Here is a 16,933-nt window from a genome sequence, read left to right as displayed (position 1 = left end):
CCCGGAACTTGGTTGCCGCCACCGGCGCCGCCCTGCTGGTTGTTCTCCAGACCGATATTGATCCCACCGTTGCCGCCACCGGCACCGCCGCCATTGTCATTCACGACATTGACCGGCACATCGACCGGGGTTGGCGTCGCAGACGCTGCCCCGGCGCCGAACATCAGTGCTGTGACCGCGGCCCCGCCGGCGATGAAAACGCGGACCGTGAGCTGGGTGGGGTGGTACGACATAGGTGAATCCTCCGTTGTAGTCGATGAAAGCCCGTCTTGCTTTCTATGCCACCAATACTGTCTCGCCAGCACCTGGCCGCACCTCCCCCTCAGGAGTGATCATCCTTCACCCCACGGCAGAGCCGACTGCCATGGTCACCGTTCGCCACATTCCTGGGCCATCCCCTCGTTCGCGGAACTGCTCGTACTGAGTTGGCCGCCGGTAGCCGTCACCCACCCGGTACGGGCCGACGCATCGACACCGATCCGCACCGCGCACGTCGCCGAGCTTGTGCAGGATCGGCCGACACAGCCGACGTTGACCACCGCGAGCAGATGGGCAGCCACGCCACCTACAACCGGCGGCGGCGGCGAGGTCACCATCGCCGAACGGTCACCACTCGTGGCGGGCTGCCGGACCTGGAAAGAGCGGAATGTTCAGAACTGGTGCCCACGATCGGGTCACCGGCCCGGCTCACATCGACCGGCACGAACCATTCAGCCGGACCGACGACCCGTCGGCGATCGGAACTTCGCCGTCGAGGGTGAGCGTGTCGTGGTCGTCGACCAGCATCCGCCGGCGCGACCGAGTCTCCATCCCATGGTGCACCGGGAGATCGCTCACCACGTGCCAGGTCACCGGCCTCCGATTGCTCGGCCGCTGTGGTGAGAACCAGACGCACCGACAGCTTCTCGCCGGTGCACATCGGGCTCCGGAACGTGACCGGGTGGCGGTGTCGGCAGCCAGATCATCGAATGCCCGGGTGATCTTCTCCGACGACAGCGAGCCGACTGGTCGCGGCCGGGCAGACGGCCGCGCTCGTCACCGGGGCAGCGCGCGGCCGCCGCCGCAGCCACACCGAAACGGCTCACCGAGAAGGGCGCTGACATCATCGCGGTCGAGGTGTGTGGCGAGGTCGGGCGAACCTCCCCGTTCCACCAGGCGCTATCGAGGAGGGATTTCGCGGATCCGGTTCGATCGTTGAAAGGCTCGGGTGCGCCGAATCATCGCTTGCACCATTCATGTCCGCGACTTCGGCGCACCTGAGGTATGCCTCGCCTGCGCGGTCGCCGAGTTCGGTCGCCCGCGCATCGGTGCAGCCAACGCGGGTTCTCCCCATTCGGCGATGAGATCCGCGGCATCGGCCGATGGACGGCGCGAGGGCGTCGATGTCAACGTGACCGGCGTCTGCGGCTTCACAGCCGCTGTGCCGCAGCCTATTTCCGTGGGGACGGGTGTGGTTCCGTCGTCACCACCTCCTCGGAGCCCGTGTCGGAGGCCTCGCCGGGTTCGGTCACACGGTATCGATGCACATCGTCATCGGACTGATGCGCACCCCTCACCACGGAAGAATCGATGTTCGCAGGCAGGGCAGACTTGCGGTGCCGCACTCCCTCCGCGTCCGTTGGTGCCGCACCGGCGACCTGCAACACCGGTCTGATCCTCAACGGCGCCGTCTGGTGGCTGCTCCTACCGGACGCGAGATCCGACATACGAGGATTCGCTGCGACCCGCACTGTTGGCCTTCCTCAACCCTGGGGTCGGACCGGTCGACGTCTCCAACGCGTTGGTGTTCGCTTCTCAAGAAACACGGTTCATCACCGGTGTGACCTTGCCCGTAGAGGGTGGGTCCGCCGCAGTCTGAGGACATCACCACGGCGCCGCCGTGGTGATGTGCTGTCGGCTTACACCGCCGCACGCGGAACCATCTCCTCAAGGGTGCGGCGGACGCCGGGGACCGCGGACACCGACGGGAGACCGGGGTGGACAGCGTCCTATCGCGTGCACGACTGGGCAGTCCGCTCAGCTCGCGGAGCGGCGATGGACACGTACCGTATCTGCAGAATGTGCGCTGCTGTGGGCAGGTCTGCCTGAACGGCGTAGGGCATCAACCTGTGCGAGCAACGCGCGGATCCGAGTGAGGCGACGGGCGGTATCCCACAGCGACCAAGGCAGGAAAGCGACGTACATGACCTCAGTCCAGCCGATGCTGTCCGCGCCCTCCTCGAGGATCCCCAGCACGAGGCCAACCGACCACAACCCGGCGCCGAGGGCAGAGATGACGAGCGACCGTTTCTGCGCTCGGCTTCGTCGGCGCAACAGCTCCTGAACGACCTCTCCGTCTGCATCGTCAGGCAGTGGAACGCCATGCTCAATCGCGTTGCGTACGAGGAATTCTTCGGGCTGGAACTGTCCGGTGCGTAGCCGCCAGTGCCCATATAATTTGCCCACAACGAGACAGGTGGCTGCGAAGAGCATTCCGAAAGCGAGGGACTCGGGGAACGACACGAGAAGTACTCCTGGATGTTGGTTGGTGTGGCGGGATACCTGCGAGACGATTTCAGTCTCCGCTCCCCCAGAGCTCCACGAATCCCCCTGGGGTGTGCAGTCCACCCACCCCCGGGAACCCTCTCGAGGAGGCGTGCCGCGGGAAGTCCGATTGATCGGACCGGCGGTCGCCAGCGGGCCGCGCGATGGCCCTGGTGGTCACCGCGTTGACATCGAGGTGCTCAGGGCTCGCTGGTTCTCAAGTGGTCGGCAGCGTGACCACGCGCTTGTTGTCGCCGTCGACGACATAGACCTCGCCGCCGTTGCCGATCGCGATTCCTACCGGCGCGCTGAGACCGGTGAACGGCAGCACGGTCTGCTCCTGGGAGCCGGCGGGCAGCATCACGACTCGGTCGTTTTGGTTGTCGCTGACGTATACGGCGTCGTCGGGGCCGACCGCAATGCCGTCGGCCCCGTCGAGGTTGTCGAATGGAAGAACCGACACCGTGTTCGTGGCTGATCTGAGCACGCTGACCTGGCTATTCGCGGTCGTCACATACACATCGCCCTGGTCGTTGGCGGCCACGGAGTAGGGACCGATGACGACCGGGAATGGAAGGTCGGTCGGTGTATTCGATGCGTGTGGGAGAACCACCACGCGGTTGTTGAGTGCATCGGCGACGTAGAGGTCACCGTAGCCGTGTACTGCGACCGCGATCGGAACGTTGAGATCGGTGAACGGCAGTTCCCGTTGTTGATCAGATCCGGACTCGAGGGCGACGACTCGGTTGTTGGCGGAGTCCGCAACGTAAAGGGTGCCTTCTGCGTTGATGGCGATCCCCATGGGACGGGACAGCCCGGTGAACGGCAGTGTTGTGGTGGTGTGTGTGTCGGCGTCGTACCTCAGGACCTGGTCCCGCTGGTAGTCGCTGACGTAGACGTGTCCGTCTGCGTCGACCGCCACGCCGAAGGGGTCGCTGAGGTCGCTGAACGGCACCACCATTTGGTTCGTGTCCTGCGGCGACGGCCACACGAGATACGCCGTGGTGGCCGCGGATATGACCACCACGAGTAGTGCGGCCAGGACCGACGAACGCCGGCGCCACCAGCCGGTGGAGTCGGTCCTTGCGAGGTGATCGACATCGTCGGAGGGGCCCGGGCCGGGTGATCGAGTGAACATGTGTTCGGCGCCGGGGGCCGGGTGGGCAGGTCGGGTCTCGACGTCCGGCGTTGCCCGCTGGGCGATGCCGGCGTCGTCGCTGAGTGCTTGGCAGGTGGGGTAGCGGTTCTCGCGATGTTTGGCGAGCGCCTTGGCGATGACGATGTCGAAGTCGCCGGGCAGGTCGCCGCGGCGGGTGCTCGGCCTGGGGATGGCGCCGTTGAGGTGGCCGTGCATGACGGTGGATGCGGCGGTGCCCTGATAGGGGGGTTCGCCGGTCAGCAGGTGATAGAGCGTGCAGCCGAGTGCGTAGATGTCGACGCGTTCGTCGAGTTCCTCGCCGGTGATCTGCTCGGGTGCGGCGTAGTGCAGCGTGGCTACGAGCATTCCCGTTTTCGTGAGGTGGTGGGTTTCGTCGAATGCCTTGGCGGTGCCGAAGTCGGTGAGGAGCACGCGTTCGGGCTCACCGGGAGCGAGGAGGATGTTTGCCGGTTTCACGTCGCGGTGCAGGATCCCCGCGCGATGTGCATAGTCGAGCGCTCGCCCGGTCTCGGTGACGATGTGCACTGCTCGCACGATGTCGATGGGTCCGGCGGAGACCGCCGCCCTGGCATCGATACCGGGAACGTATTGCATGGAGATCCACAGCCGGTTGCCGATCCGGCCCCGGTCGTAGACGGTCACGATGTTGGAGTGCTCGAGTTGAGCGACGTGGTCGGCTTCGGATTCGAATCGGCTCCGAACGTAGTCATCGTCGACCCAGGAGGAGTCGAGCAGCTTGAGGGCGACTTTTCGGCGTAGCGTCGGGTGCTGGGCGAGGTAGACCGTCCCCATTCCACCTCGCCCGAGAACGCGTTCTATGGTGTACCCGGCGAACGTCGACCCGGGTTCGAGCACATTGTTCATCTCGTCCGCACCGCCTTCGCGACCTTTCCATTGAACCGCACACCCGGACCCGGGGAACACCCGCACAGCGCACCCGAGGAACGGCGATCGTGCCGGTGGGCGTGCTCGCCGGCTTGCCGACGGGCTGGTGGACGCCGGCGGGCGGTATTCGGCGGATCCTCGTTGTTTCGACCGGTGGATCCGCGGGCTCGGTGTTGCGAGCTGTCGACGAGACGGCCGCACCCATCCGACACCTCGGGTGCCGTGTTGCGCCCCGCCTTCAGTAGTCCTGTCGGAGTCGGGGCACCCACACTCTGCGAAGAGTTGCTGTGCCAGATCAGATCGATGCCCGATGGGTAGGCGTCCGCCCCAGGCTCGTCCGGCGGCGTCGAACACGGCGGCGACCTGCCCACCGGGCATAGGAGCACGGAGGGCAGGTCGTGGTCGGTGACGAACGGCGGCGGCCGGACGGGCGTCGCCGCCTACCTGACCGGTTGTCGACCGTCGCAGCCGCAGCCGCAGCCGCATCCATGTTCAGCCCAGCATGGTCGCCGGGACACCGCGTGGATCAGGCGTGGCACACGAGTGCGCGGCTCGGAACGGAAAGGGGTGAGTGTTGGTCACTCACCCTTCCGCGACGGCTATCCGACGTTGCCGCCGCCGGCACCGCCCTGCTGGTTGTTCTGCAGCCCGAGGTTGAGTCCGCCGTTGCCGCCGCCGTTGCCGCCGCTGTTGTCGTTGCCGAAGTTGAACGGTCCGGCGGGGATGCCGCCGGGGCCGGGCGCGACGTTGCCGCCGCCCTTGCCGCCCTGCTGGTTGTTCTGCAGTCCGAGGTTGAGTCCGCCGTTGCCGCCGCCGTTGCCGCCGCTGTTGTCGTTGCCGAAGTTGAACGGCGCTGCGGATGCGGCTCCCGCGCCGAGGATGAGCATCGGGATTGCTACGGCGCCGACGAGGACGGCGCGGACAGTGGTCTTGGAGCGCTTGGTGGTGTTCGACATGGTGTTCCTCCGGTATGGGATGAGGGGGTGGTGCTTCGGATGCCGTCAACATTGCCGGTTCGAGCGGGGTCGTCTCATCCCCCTCAGGGTTGGACTCGACCCCACCCGGTGAACTGCACCGAAATCGCACCGTCCCAAGGTATTGCGATCCGCAGGGTGGGACTGTCCCACCGGTGAAGGGGATGTTCGCGTGGCATCAGCGGACGACAGTGGACAGGGCGATCACCCCACATACCGAGTGCCCCAGGAGGGTTCATGGCCCAACCGAGCTCGAGGAACCACCGTCGCCCCAGTTCCCGCCGCCCCACCCTGATCGTCGGGTGTGCGGTCGCGGCGCTGGGCTTCTTCCGGCTCTCGCCTTCTCGTGTTCGGTGACGCGCGGAAAGTATTCCCGCGGTGGTGCAGCGGCGACGTCGATGGCGCCCGCGCCGCATCGTCCCGGGCAAGGGTACTGGGCGTCACCGCGCTGTGTCCCGGACGCATATTCACCATGTGGTGACTGATCTCGGCCTTCCACTCCATCTGGACGACAAGCCCTTCCAACCCCCGCCCGTCCCCCTGCGGTAGCACCTGCATGCCCACTAGAGAAAGGCCACGCTTCGTGGTTCTGCGCATATTCGGTCTCTCCTTCGCCCTGACGGTGATTTCCATCATCATTGCGGCGCTCTACGGAGGCCCCCAGGCCGTCCTCCTCGTGGTGATCCTGTCGATCCTCGAGATCTCGCTGTCGTTCGACAACGCCGTCATCAACGCCACCGTGCTCCGCCGGATGAGCGAGTTCTGGCAGAAGATCTTCCTCACCGTCGGCATCGTCATCGCGGTGTTCGGTATGCGTCTGGTCTTCCCCCTCGTCATCGTGTGGCTCGCCTCCGGCCTCGGCCCCGTCGCCGCCCTCGACCTGGCCCTCAACCCGCCTGCCGACGACGCCGCGTACTTCCCCGACGGCAGCCCCAGCTACGAAACCCTGCTCACCGACGCGCATCCGCAGATCGCGGCGTTCGGCGGCATGTTCCTGCTGATGCTGTTCCTCGGCTTCATCCTGGAAGAGCGGGAGATCACCTGGCTGTCCTGGCTGGAGAAGCCCCTCGCCCGCATCGGCAAACTCGACCAGCTGGCCGTCATCATCGCCGGCGCCCTGCTGCTGATCACCGCCGCCTACATCGCCCCCGACGACACCGTCTCCACGGTGATGATCGCCGGCGTCCTCGGCATGATCACCTACATCGCCGTCAACGGACTCGGCGAACTGTTCAACACCGAAGAGGGTGACGAGGACTCCGAGACCACCAAATCCGGCGGACCCACCCAACTGGCGAAGGCCACCGGCAAGGCCGGGTTCTTCCTGTTCCTCTACCTCGAGGTCCTCGACGCGTCGTTCTCCTTCGACGGCGTGATCGGCGCCTTCGCGATCACCTCCGACCCGATCATCATCGCCCTCGGCCTCGGCTTCGTCGGCGCGATGTTCGTCCGGTCCATCACGGTGTTCCTGGTCCGCAAGGGCACCCTGTCGGACTACATCTACCTCGAGCACGGCGCCCACTGGGCCATCGGCGCACTGGCCGTGATCCTGCTGGTGTCCATCGGCTACCACGTCAACGAGAACATCACCGGACTCGTCGGCGTCGCCCTCATCGGCGCCGCCTTCATCTCCAGCATCATCCGCAACCGCCGGAACCCCGAACCGATCGCCGTTGACGACCACGACGACCAGGCCGAATCGGTCCCCGTCGGCTGACCCCGACCCCGAGATCAAGGAGCCACCATGGCGATCGACTACACCAGACCCTCCACCGGGGGCACCACAGGGCGGTGTCAACCTGAGCAAGGTGACGCTGTCAAAAGCCGCTCCCACCGTCAGCCTCACCAAAGCAGGCGAGCAGCAGGGCGCCATGCGGGTCAACCTGAACTGGTCCACGGGCGCACCGCAGCCGAAGAAGGGCTTCTTCGCCAAGTTGGCGGCCGCGGCCGCACCGGCGGGCGGAGTCGATCTCGACCTCCGCTGCCTGTACGAACTCGCGGACGGCTCGAAAGGTGTTGTCCAGGCCCTGGGTAATAGCTTCGGCGCCCTCAATACTCACCCGTTCATCCAGCTCGACGGCGACGACCGCACCGGCACCAACGTCGGCGGCGAGAACATGCAGATCAACCTCGCCCGCCCGGAAATGTTCCGGCGAATCCTGGTGTTCGCGATGATCTACGAAGGCGCACCGAACTGGGCGGCCGTCGACGGTGTCGTCACCCTCTACCCCACCTCTGGCCCCCAGGTTGAGGTGCGGTTGGACTCACCGAACAACAACGCACCGATCTGCGCCATCGCCTTGGTGCAGAACACCGGACACGAAATCACCGTCACCCGCGAAGTCCGGTACATCAACGGCAGCCAACACGAACTCGACCGCGCCTACGGGTGGGGCCTGAACTGCAGTCTGGGCAGTAAGTAACCCACCGAACCGCAGAGGAGCGAGCCTACCAAAATATGACCCGCCCGCAGCCGCGAGGCGGTAAGAACCGAAGCGGGAATGGGAAGCACCGTGACGCACCACAACTCACTCCTCACCCGAATGCGACATTCCTGACGACGTGGACGAAATCGACCGGGCCGACGACGAAGTCGAGGCCTTCGTACTCCAGGTGCTCGGCCCGCATAGCGATCCACCCAACGACCGATTCCCTGTCCGCCCGGTCGCCATCTTGTCGACGCATCCCAGGCCCTGTGAACGCCCGCCGCGCGCCCGCCGGAGCGGTCGCGTTGGCGAACGACGGGAGTTGCTGGCACGGTTGACGTCCACCCCTGCGTGCAAATACTCGCGCGCCGACAGACATCTCCATGATCCCGTCAGGCACCGATGTCTCGGTGCATGTGCTCACCGTGGCCGACGCGCTCGGGGGCCTGGCGATCGACTCCGAGTAACTCCCGGTCCCCTGGGTTTCCACGGATGAACGGGCCGCTGGACGCAGACCATCCGAGGCGGTCATCGCAGCAGTGCACGGTCGGTCGGACCATCGTTTTCAGCGCCGCGACGGTCCTGGCGGCGATGGCCAGGATGCTGGCCCCACGTGCTTTCTTCGCCTGGCCGCGATCGCGGTGCTTGCGGTGGCGGCGACGCGACAGTCGGTGTTCGGCCGAAAGGGGCACCCCGGCATCCGACTGCCAGTTCTGGCGTGGGCCGCAGCAGCGGTCACACGTAGGCCGGTGCAGGCACTCTCCCGGTCATCGCACTCCGACGTGTGCTGGGCAAACCCATCCGCGGTACGCACAATCACCTCACCCGATGAGCGGGGCGCTGCCGAGCGGCTCCGCGGCCCGACAGGCGGCGAGAGTCGCGACGACCATATCGCCGACAACGCCGATGCGGTCACCGTGACAGCCCCACGGGGCGGGCAGCCGCTCGAGCCGCCCGCCCGTCAGATCACCGGACCGGAGCATCGGCGCCGGTGTCGGGTGGGTTCGACGGCGTAGTTCCATGTTCCACACCGAGCGGGCGCGTCGACGCCGAGCTCATCGGGGCAATCCGGCACAGTCCGCTCCGCCGTGTCCATGCCCGCGGATTCCCACTGCGATCATCGCTTCAATCCTGTCCTCACGGAGCGGGAGGACCATCACCACCGATCACCTCGTTCCCCGACGTCACGTCGCAGCTCGGGTCGTACACCAACGTCTGCGCCGCGCAGGGATCAAACTCACCTTCCGGAAGCGTGAGCTCTCCGTCCGGCTGCGCGACGTCGCAACTCGGGTCGTACACCAACGTCTGCGCATCGCAGGGATCAAACTCACCTTCCGGAAGCGTGAGCTCTCCGTCCGGCTGCGCGACGTCGCAGCTCGGGTCGTACACGAGCGTCTGCGCCTCGCAATGGTTGAACTCCGCCGGATTCGAGGGCCCGGGGGCCGCGTGGGCTGCGCCGAATCCCGCCAGGAGCAGGAACGGTGTCGTCGTGGCGATCACAGCCGTCCGGAGTGCCTGAATCTTCATGCTGGGAACCTTTCTGGTGTCGTGGCCCCGGCGGTGCCGGGGTTTTTCGGCCACCTCCCACCCTGCTCGTTCGCAGGGTCGCCGGTCTTCCGCCACAGGGTTGAGATCAGACCACCCCCTCGGGTGCCGTCACCGACCACCAAGGTTTCGGCACTCAACCGCACGGCCTGCGCTCGTCGTACAAAGGCGACGTCCGTCACACCGGACACCGCCGGGACTGCGGCATCGGCCTCAGACCCGGTACGTCGGCCTCACGGTCCATCAGATACACCATCGCCACCGAACACCTCCTGCTCACCCCTGCTCGCCGACAGCACCTCCACCGGCACCCGCATCCTCACCTCGCCGCCGTCAGCGCCTCCGACATGCGCGACGGCCTCGAGCACCAACTCGCCGAACACCCCCTGATCCGGGGCCCACCCGCATCACCTCGATCCGGCTCACCGACACCGAGCACACGACCGGCCCGTTCCGTCGTTGACCGCCTACGACATCCTGCTCACCGGAAACTTTAGAGCCGACATGGTTTCTTCCGACACCGCAGCCCAGGCCGTGATCGTCGCGGCCACCCGCGAGCTGCATTTGCCGACCATCCGCACCGAAGCGGTCCGGCACGCCGAAATCGCTGCCCGCGAACAACAATCACACGTGGCGTTCTCGCCGAAGTCCTGGCCTCCGAGACCGACGACACCGAACGCCGCCGGACCCGCCGCCTCAACGACGCGAAGTTCCCGCGCATCAAACGGCTCGCCGACTTCGACGTCGATCTCGTGCCCGGGAGCCGCCCTCGGTCACCTCGCAGCCGGCGGCTACCTCGACGCCGGGGAACCGGTCGTACTGCTCGGCGACTCCGGCACCGGCACCGGCACCGGCACCGGAGGCCACCACTACGCGGATCACACTGAATGCAATCTGTTGCATCAAAGCATGTCTCAGCGAAGCTCGGATAGTTCCAGTGCGGCGGTGTGACACTCGACCCTTCACGCCTCCCGCCAACCAAGAGGGCGTTCTTCGCCCGAACCCTCCCTCCGGCGACCGGGTGCCCAGCCCAGCGGAGCCGAACGAGGAACACTCGACAATGTATGCCCTACTCACGCTAGTTACGGTAAGTCCAACCATCAGCTCTCGACCGTCCCAGACCATGAAAACGAGGCCGCGAACCCTGTCGGATTTCGTGACCTCGGCTCGTCGCAGTTCGTGGACTGCTCTCTTCGGCCGATTTCCCGGCACACACAGGTCCGGGATGTCCCTGAGTTCATCTGATGCATAAAGGAATTCATCACCGCTCTCGACCGCCCGCCGGAACCATGTGATGTCCGGCAGCGGTCGTCGTAAGCCGCGGGCAGAACACCGGGCCCTCCACCCCCTGTCGGACCGGCGCCCAAGCGGAGCCGATCTCGGACGAAACATCGATATCGACAGCAGAGTTCCCGCCGAACAGGGCGTCAGACCGGCCGGGCATGTGAAACCGGACGCTCACTCGACGTCCGATGCGTTACCGGCGTGAGTCATTCATGGTGCGGAGCACGGTGTCGGTCAGATGCGCGGCGGGGCACTACCGACGGCAATGTTCAGCAGCGCTGCCCGGTCGGGGGCGTCCAGGCGCTCCCACAACTCGGTCTCACGCAGGCGCGCACACCTGCGCGTGGTCCAGTCGGTGAAGGTGAACTGTCGGATCAGGTCCGCTCCCGTGGGTGCGGTGGTGCGCACTTCGCGTCGTGACGTCGTTGATGCCGCATTCGCGCAGCGCCTCTGCGGCCGCGTCCACGGCGGGCCGGCGCGGCAAGGACCGGGGAAGATCGACGATCAGCGGGCCCATTCCCTGCCGCCACGGCAGAACCGGCGAGCGCTCAGCGCAGCGATCCCACCAGATGCGCCGGAAGGGCCGCTCCCACCTGCCGGCGGCGCGTCGGGCTCCGGCCCCTCTCACTTTAGAAACCGCACATCGCCCCGAAGCTGTGGTCTCCACCGGTATCCGGCCGGGTTCCGGCTGCCTCGAGCCGATAGAGGGCCATACACAACGTGGCATCGAGATTGTTGAATCCGACATCCGCATACAAACCGGCGTCGTCGTCCAACGTGGTCGCCGGGTACCAGTCGGGGTCAGGTGCCGGCCGTCCGGTCGCGCGGCGATACGTCGCCGCCCACCGGCCGGCGACACCGAACGCGAAGGCGTAGGGGACGGCGGCGAGGAAGCACTCACCGATCGCGGCGGACCTGATCCCACTCGACCGACCCGACAGCACCCGTTCGAAGCCGGCAGCGTCTGCCCACACCTGTCGCCCCGTCGGCGTGTGCCGAAGACCCGTTCCGGCCGCGAACACACCGAGAGCGCCGATAACGAACGCGGCGAAGGGAAGACCGAGGATCGTGGGACCGACCACACCGAGGAACCCGACCGCCGCGAGGACCGCGCACAGGCACACCATCGCCCGTCCGATCCACGTCCGGCCGGAGATCACGAGCAGACCCTCCTCCGCCGCCCACGACCGGCACGCATCGGACATCGCCTCCATACCCCGTTTCAGAACGTAGCCGGATCTCACCGAGCCATCGGCGACGAATACCGCGCCCGGCGTCCGGATTCCGAGGGCACCAGCCAACGTCCGGGAGATCGGGTCGATCCGCGCCCACCGACCCGGCGCCGCGATCCCCTCGATCCGCCAGAGGTCCTCCGAGACGAACACCAGCCGGACTACCCCCCGCTCGGCCAGGTGGAGCAGTGTCGCCGCCGGCGCGCTGTCCCCGATCCACTTGTGCATCACGTACTCGGCCTGCGCGGGCCCGACCCCGGGACGAGGTCCATACCTCACCGGCACCTCGGGCAGCCTCTCGCTCGCATATCGCGACCACACAAGACCCGCGCCCAACCCGACAACCGACAACCCCGCCACGCCCACGGCCAGAACCCACGAGTCGCCGACGACCGCGGCGAACCCCCGCACATCCGACGCCGGGCCCCACACCAGAGGCCACAACAGCCCGATTCCTGCGAAGACTCCGACCACGACACCGACAGCGGTGCGCATCCTCGACCAATCCGCCGAACGAGCATGCGCCGCGATGCTGTCGTCCCCACCAGAAGAGGGCTCGCGTTCATCACCATCGTCGTACATTCGCCTACCTCGCTGCCGGGAAAAATGCCGATACCGCAATCCTCGACACATCCACACCCCACGACCAGACCACACAGGAGCAACAACGCACCCCCAAGGTGCCCAGATCTCCACCCTCTCGGGGGACGACATCCACGTCCAGGACGCATCCCACACCACGACCGCACCGACACAGACCCGACACCGGCGACCGCGGTGACCTCCTCCGCCGCGCCGCCGCCGAGAAACACACCACCCACAAACGAACCGTCAGCAGCAAAACGGCGCCACCACCCCACCGATGCCGGGCACCGCGGAACGCGGCCACCGCCGCAACGCCGACATCCACACCACCGGCCCAGAGAACGCTCGACAGACGAACAGGACTGCCCCGTCACCGCACAAGGGGGGGAGAGAAATTCACCCCTGCGGGGCCTAGCCGTGTCCGGTGACCCGCGGAACACTCATCGGTGAGCCGCACATTTCGTCGCAAGGAGGTATTTCATGGACCAGCTCTGGCACATCGTCCTCGCCTGGATCGCCGCCATGGCGACCTGGATCCTCACCACCGCCGCCCTGCTCCTCGTCCTGCCCGACCCCGACACGTTCACCCACCCGGCGGCGAGCATCGGCACCGCCGTGTGGGCCGTGGCGGTCGGGATCGGTGTCTACCTGCGGCTACACCGCGGCAACCACGTCAACGACGTCAACGACGTCGCCGTCGCCCACGCCCTCACCGACGGCACCCACCCCGATCACCCAACCCCCACACCCGGGCACACCCGCCTGGCGCGACGCCGCCGACATCTCCTCCGGTCCACCTGGCTCAGTGCCGCGCTGCTGACCGCCGTCGCAATCGGGTACGGCATCGCCATCACCCACGGATACACACCCCAACTCTCCGACGCTGGACTACCTTTCCTACTGCTCTTCTACCTGATCTGGGCCATCCACCAACTCCACACCATCGACCACTTCCCCACGACCGTGCACCCACCACAACACCGCACCCCCTAAAACAACCCCCACGAACCCCCACCACCTGCACGGACGAATCACGCCGCGGCGACGCCGGTGCGCGCCACCCACGACGGGCGTGACACGGATCGCGGTGGCAATCGCGACCGTCGGACCCGTCACTGCCGCCGTCGCCGATACCCCTTGTACGGGAACCAGTTTCCACACTCCCAATCCCCAACCGCCGCACCGAACCACATCGACAGCGGACAATTCTGCACCGACGGACCCCAGCTGCCCGGCCCAGGGAACTTCCCGCCACCCCAGCAATCGGCACCCCCGCCGCGATAGAACCAGCACCACGAAGGAACCCCTTGCTGTAGAACCGGCGGCCGAACCCGCAGACTGCGCGCCCTGTTCGGGTCGTGACCGAACTTCAACGCCGGACACCCAGATATGAGGTCAGCTTCTCCTCGACGTGGATGCAGCACTGGGCTTGACACCCCAAGCCACTCAGTCCGTCAACCGGCTCGAGGCCCGAAGCGCCGTGGAACACGAAGTAGTGCATGCAATCTGGCCGGAAGCAGCGGCCAGACTCTCACGGTCTGGCGCGTCGAGGTGCTGTCTGTGCGCGTGCCCGGGGTCATCGGCCGACTGCAATGCCGACGCCGGCAGTCGGGCGACGATCGGTGTCTGCGGTAAGACCAACTCCGGGCCATGCTGCGCATCGACCAGTGTGCGACGGCGCACACGGCCACCCACCGGACGCACCCGCCCCCCTGGCGGGACCCATCCCGAAGTCGGCGTCGAAGAAGAAGAATTCGTTCTCGTCGGCCCCGACACCGGTGCCCCGTTCCCCGGCAACACCGCCGTCGCCGAGACCGGAAAGACGCTCGGCGTCGACCCGCAGCTGGAGGCGTTACCAGGCTGTTCTTCGCTCCGCCCTCCGCCCTCCGCCACCCCGTCGCGCGTGCGACCATGTGCTGACAGCGTCTATGCCGGTGGCCGAGAATGCTCGAGCCTCGCGCGCAGCCGGTCCAGCCTGACGACGGTGGTGCGCCACTCGAACACTATGACTGCAGCGATGAGCAAGTGCATTGCGGCGAGCCACAACGGTTGAACACTCTCGGCCGGGAAGAGAACGCGACCAGTGAACAGGTTCAGCAGCCCCAGCACGAGGAAGAGCACCCCGACTGCGGGCTGAAAGCGTATCCGCGCCCTGCTCTTGTTGATCCAGTCCGTCCACCGCACAACATCGATCGGCGTCGGCACGCTACCTGTGCGTAGGGCGTCGCGGTAAGCGACAACGTTTTCGACTCCACCGAAGTGGTGGCGCTCTCGCCGTGCGCTGCAAGTGACGACTGAACCGAAGAAAATACCGATCACGACAGCGAGAACGACATCCGTCGACGACGGCGACTCCCACAGCGCGGCTTCACTGCCCACGACGGAGAATATTGCCAAGATGATCACGGTCATCACCCCCCACGACACGGCAAACATCGCCGCCAGCGGAAACCTGTAAAACACGTTCCTCCTCCTTCAATTCCGAGAGGCCTCCGCACTCTCACAGGCCTATGCAGCACAATGCTTCCGCTGAAAGGCGACGGCCACTACCGACCACAGGGAGGAACCAACCCACCCCGTGGTGGAAACGGGGGTCCCCCCCGAGTGAGGACATCGTGAGCACTCGATCGTGACCGGCTCAGCAGAACAGATGTCACTGATGGTAATGAAGGCGTACTCGCCGGAGTGCAAGGCCGATGCCGACTATCGAGAAGGTGAGATCGCCATGACGACTCTCGGCGGTGACCGCGGCATGGAAGGACAAGGCACACGGAGGACCGTTCCGCACTCCCCGGTAACTCGAGATCCTCCGCCTGTGGATGCGCAGCGAATCGAAGCAGGCAGCCGCATCCAAACCCGGAATCAGCCTAGGGACGATCAACACCCACCTGATCCGAATCCGGGCGAAGTACGCCGCACCGGGCCGCCCTGTACCCGACAAGACCGGCCTTGTGATCCATGCCCGACAGGATGGCTTTGTCACGCTGGACGAACAGTAATGCTCAGTCTTCAGCTGAAGGGCCCCGTCCGGAGAACTCGTCCGGAACTTGCCGAGCGGTAAGCAAAACAGTGCCGTCCCAGCAGGTTCAGCCTGTCGAGCCGACCCCGCCGAGACGGGCCAGCAATCCACTGACCGTCCGCAGGTTGTGCTGCGCCCAGCCGAGATAGGCCACCAGAAAAGCCGCAATCACGAGGTCGGACAGCTCGAAAGCCGCAATGTCCATTCCGATCGCCAGTACCAACAGGGCAAGCACCACGATCGCCCCGGCACGGGAGGATCTGAGCTGGCGCTGCCTCCGCTCGAGCAACGTGTTCCACACCTTCGGCTCGGCGTCCGGCGGCAATGTTGCACGTTTGAGAGCCCGGGTGACCGCCCGATCGGACTCGCTTTCGCCGCGCCGAAACAGTCCCGCGAACACGGCCGCGGATGCGATCAGGGCGAGAAGACCCCACACCCGCGGCGGGGACGGGTCGACGGCGAACACCAGAAGGCCGAACGCGGCGGCCACCAGGACGGTCCCACAGACCGCCGCCACCATGTTCCAGAACTTGTACACGCACACGTCCCATCGAATCGAAAGAGTCGATTACCAGAATCGGCGTCGAGATCGGCTCGGGGTACCCCCACAAGGGGTGAACACCCGCCACCTCCGATATCGGAACGGGCGACGGGCGGCGGGTGTTGCTGGTCACTGAATCTGCCGACGGCGGCGTCATCGAGTTTGCAGATGCGAATGTGGTCGATCGTCGGCACCGTGACGGCCTGGTCGGCACGATGACGGTACTGACGCCCGTGGGTGCTCCAATGCTTGGCACGATGACGGACGCATTCGGGCACGGCAAGACCGGACGGGACGGTTTTGTCAGCCGCTGCGGGGTGGGGACAGCAGACGTCCCTGCGTGTAGATCCCGATCAGGTCCCACGGCGGAACGGGGAACCCGACGCGGCGGCGATCCTCGACCGCGGCCGCCGACAGGACGCATAGCGCGTCCCCGAGCGGATCCCCGACGTACCGGATGGTGCCGAACGCCTCGCGGGCGACGAGGACCAGCCGCTCGGTACCCGGCGATGCAGCCACTGCACATGCTCACCGGTAGTGCGGCGTAGCCAGCGGCGCACGGTCGACTCCGGGCGGCCCATCCGCTCGGCGATGCTCCGGAACCCCAGGCCTTCCGTCTTGTGGACCAACGCGTTCCCGATCACCTCGGTGGTTTCGGCCCGGCGTACCTGCAGGGCGGTGGGGCAACAGGATGTGCGTGGCGCCGCAGTCGCGGCAGCGCACCCGTTGTGGGCGCACGGTCAGAGCCGATGGCGAACCT

General features: G+C 66.3%; 16 protein-coding genes and 3 pseudogenes. 5 read left to right on the top strand and 14 right to left on the bottom strand.

Translation table 11 applies throughout. The features are described from left to right. From QM806_RS27600 to QM806_RS27580, 5 genes and pseudogenes are all read right to left on the bottom strand, one after another. Nucleotides 1-233 (bottom strand): annotated as a pseudogene (locus QM806_RS27600) (hypothetical protein); the annotation flags it as partial. A 454-nt stretch (nt 234-687) separates the two neighbouring features. Next, on the bottom strand, nt 688-852 hold the full coding sequence (locus QM806_RS27595; RefSeq protein WP_283293436.1) for a hypothetical protein: 165 nt from the start codon (nt 850-852) through the stop codon (nt 688-690). 1,164 nt (nt 853-2,016) lie between these two features. Next, nucleotides 2,017-2,502: a hypothetical protein gene (locus QM806_RS27590; protein WP_271212508.1), complete on the bottom strand. Its 486-nt coding sequence runs from the start codon at nt 2,500-2,502 to the stop codon at nt 2,017-2,019. A gap of 238 nt (nt 2,503-2,740) precedes the next feature. Then, the gene (locus QM806_RS27585) at nt 2,741-4,546 is read right to left on the bottom strand and encodes a serine/threonine-protein kinase PknD (RefSeq protein ID WP_271212507.1); all 1,806 of its coding nucleotides are present in this window, start codon (nt 4,544-4,546) and stop codon (nt 2,741-2,743) included. Between the two features lie 620 nt (nt 4,547-5,166). Beyond that, complete coding sequence (locus QM806_RS27580; RefSeq protein WP_271212506.1) at nt 5,167-5,523, bottom strand: hypothetical protein; 357 nt, start codon at nt 5,521-5,523, stop codon at nt 5,167-5,169. Between the two features lie 322 nt (nt 5,524-5,845). On the opposite strand from QM806_RS27580, the gene QM806_RS41470 reads away from it, so the two are divergent. The 3 genes and pseudogenes from QM806_RS41470 (at nt 5,846) to QM806_RS27570 (ending at nt 7,964) form a co-directional block, all read left to right on the top strand. Beyond that, nucleotides 5,846-6,022 (top strand): CD225/dispanin family protein, encoded by a 177-nt coding sequence (locus QM806_RS41470; protein ID WP_333782185.1) that lies wholly within the window; start codon nt 5,846-5,848, stop codon nt 6,020-6,022. Nucleotides 6,023-6,124: 102 nt separating this feature from the next. After that, nucleotides 6,125-7,258: a DUF475 domain-containing protein gene (locus tag QM806_RS27575; RefSeq protein WP_283293432.1), complete on the top strand. Its 1,134-nt coding sequence runs from the start codon at nt 6,125-6,127 to the stop codon at nt 7,256-7,258. A gap of 27 nt (nt 7,259-7,285) precedes the next feature. Beyond that, a pseudogene (locus QM806_RS27570) lies at nt 7,286-7,964 on the top strand (TerD family protein). A gap of 395 nt (nt 7,965-8,359) precedes the next feature. Here QM806_RS27570 and QM806_RS27565 read toward each other — a convergent pair. From QM806_RS27565 to QM806_RS27555, 3 genes are all read right to left on the bottom strand, one after another. Then, a complete protein-coding gene (locus tag QM806_RS27565) occupies nt 8,360-8,659 on the bottom strand; it encodes a hypothetical protein (protein ID WP_283293430.1) in 300 nt (99 codons plus the stop codon). 129 nt (nt 8,660-8,788) lie between these two features. Next, complete coding sequence (locus QM806_RS27560; protein ID WP_271212503.1) at nt 8,789-8,989, bottom strand: hypothetical protein; 201 nt, start codon at nt 8,987-8,989, stop codon at nt 8,789-8,791. A 115-nt stretch (nt 8,990-9,104) separates the two neighbouring features. Further along, complete coding sequence (locus QM806_RS27555) at nt 9,105-9,494, bottom strand: hypothetical protein (RefSeq protein WP_283293427.1); 390 nt, start codon at nt 9,492-9,494, stop codon at nt 9,105-9,107. 477 nt (nt 9,495-9,971) lie between these two features. Here QM806_RS27555 and QM806_RS27550 point away from each other — a divergent pair, with 477 nt between their 5' ends. Then, entirely contained in the window at nt 9,972-10,463 is a 492-nt protein-coding gene (locus tag QM806_RS27550; protein ID WP_283293426.1) for a hypothetical protein, read from the top strand. A gap of 567 nt (nt 10,464-11,030) precedes the next feature. Here QM806_RS27550 and QM806_RS27545 read toward each other — a convergent pair. Together QM806_RS27545 and QM806_RS27540 are read right to left on the bottom strand one after the other, a co-directional pair. Beyond that, nucleotides 11,031-11,204: a hypothetical protein gene (locus QM806_RS27545; protein WP_283293424.1), complete on the bottom strand. Its 174-nt coding sequence runs from the start codon at nt 11,202-11,204 to the stop codon at nt 11,031-11,033. 221 nt (nt 11,205-11,425) lie between these two features. Beyond that, on the bottom strand, nt 11,426-12,523 hold the full coding sequence (locus QM806_RS27540; protein WP_283293422.1) for a DUF2207 family protein: 1,098 nt from the start codon (nt 12,521-12,523) through the stop codon (nt 11,426-11,428). 570 nt (nt 12,524-13,093) lie between these two features. Between QM806_RS27540 and QM806_RS27535 the strand changes: the two genes are divergently transcribed. After that, the gene (locus QM806_RS27535) at nt 13,094-13,606 is read left to right on the top strand and encodes a hypothetical protein (protein WP_283293420.1); all 513 of its coding nucleotides are present in this window, start codon (nt 13,094-13,096) and stop codon (nt 13,604-13,606) included. Nucleotides 13,607-14,539: 933 nt separating this feature from the next. On the opposite strand, the gene QM806_RS27525 is transcribed toward QM806_RS27535, so the two are convergent. From QM806_RS27525 to QM806_RS27510, 4 genes and pseudogenes are all read right to left on the bottom strand, one after another. Further along, nucleotides 14,540-15,076 carry a hypothetical protein gene (locus QM806_RS27525; protein ID WP_283293612.1) on the bottom strand — a complete coding sequence of 179 codons (537 nt, stop codon included), beginning with the start codon at nt 15,074-15,076 and terminating at the stop codon, nt 14,540-14,542. A gap of 623 nt (nt 15,077-15,699) precedes the next feature. Beyond that, nucleotides 15,700-16,170 carry a hypothetical protein gene (locus tag QM806_RS27520; protein WP_283293418.1) on the bottom strand — a complete coding sequence of 157 codons (471 nt, stop codon included), beginning with the start codon at nt 16,168-16,170 and terminating at the stop codon, nt 15,700-15,702. Between the two features lie 306 nt (nt 16,171-16,476). Then, nucleotides 16,477-16,692: a hypothetical protein gene (locus QM806_RS27515; RefSeq protein ID WP_271212496.1), complete on the bottom strand. Its 216-nt coding sequence runs from the start codon at nt 16,690-16,692 to the stop codon at nt 16,477-16,479. A 59-nt stretch (nt 16,693-16,751) separates the two neighbouring features. Next, a pseudogene (locus tag QM806_RS27510) lies at nt 16,752-16,817 on the bottom strand (helix-turn-helix domain-containing protein); the annotation flags it as partial. Nucleotides 16,818-16,933: the final 116 nt, after the last annotated feature.

Source organism: Rhodococcus sp. IEGM 1351, assembly GCF_030056875.1.
GTDB lineage: Bacteria > Actinomycetota > Actinomycetes > Mycobacteriales > Mycobacteriaceae > Rhodococcus_F > Rhodococcus_F opacus.
The sequence above is the reverse complement of the archived record's forward strand: the minus strand, read 5'-3'. Positions and strand labels throughout refer to the sequence as shown.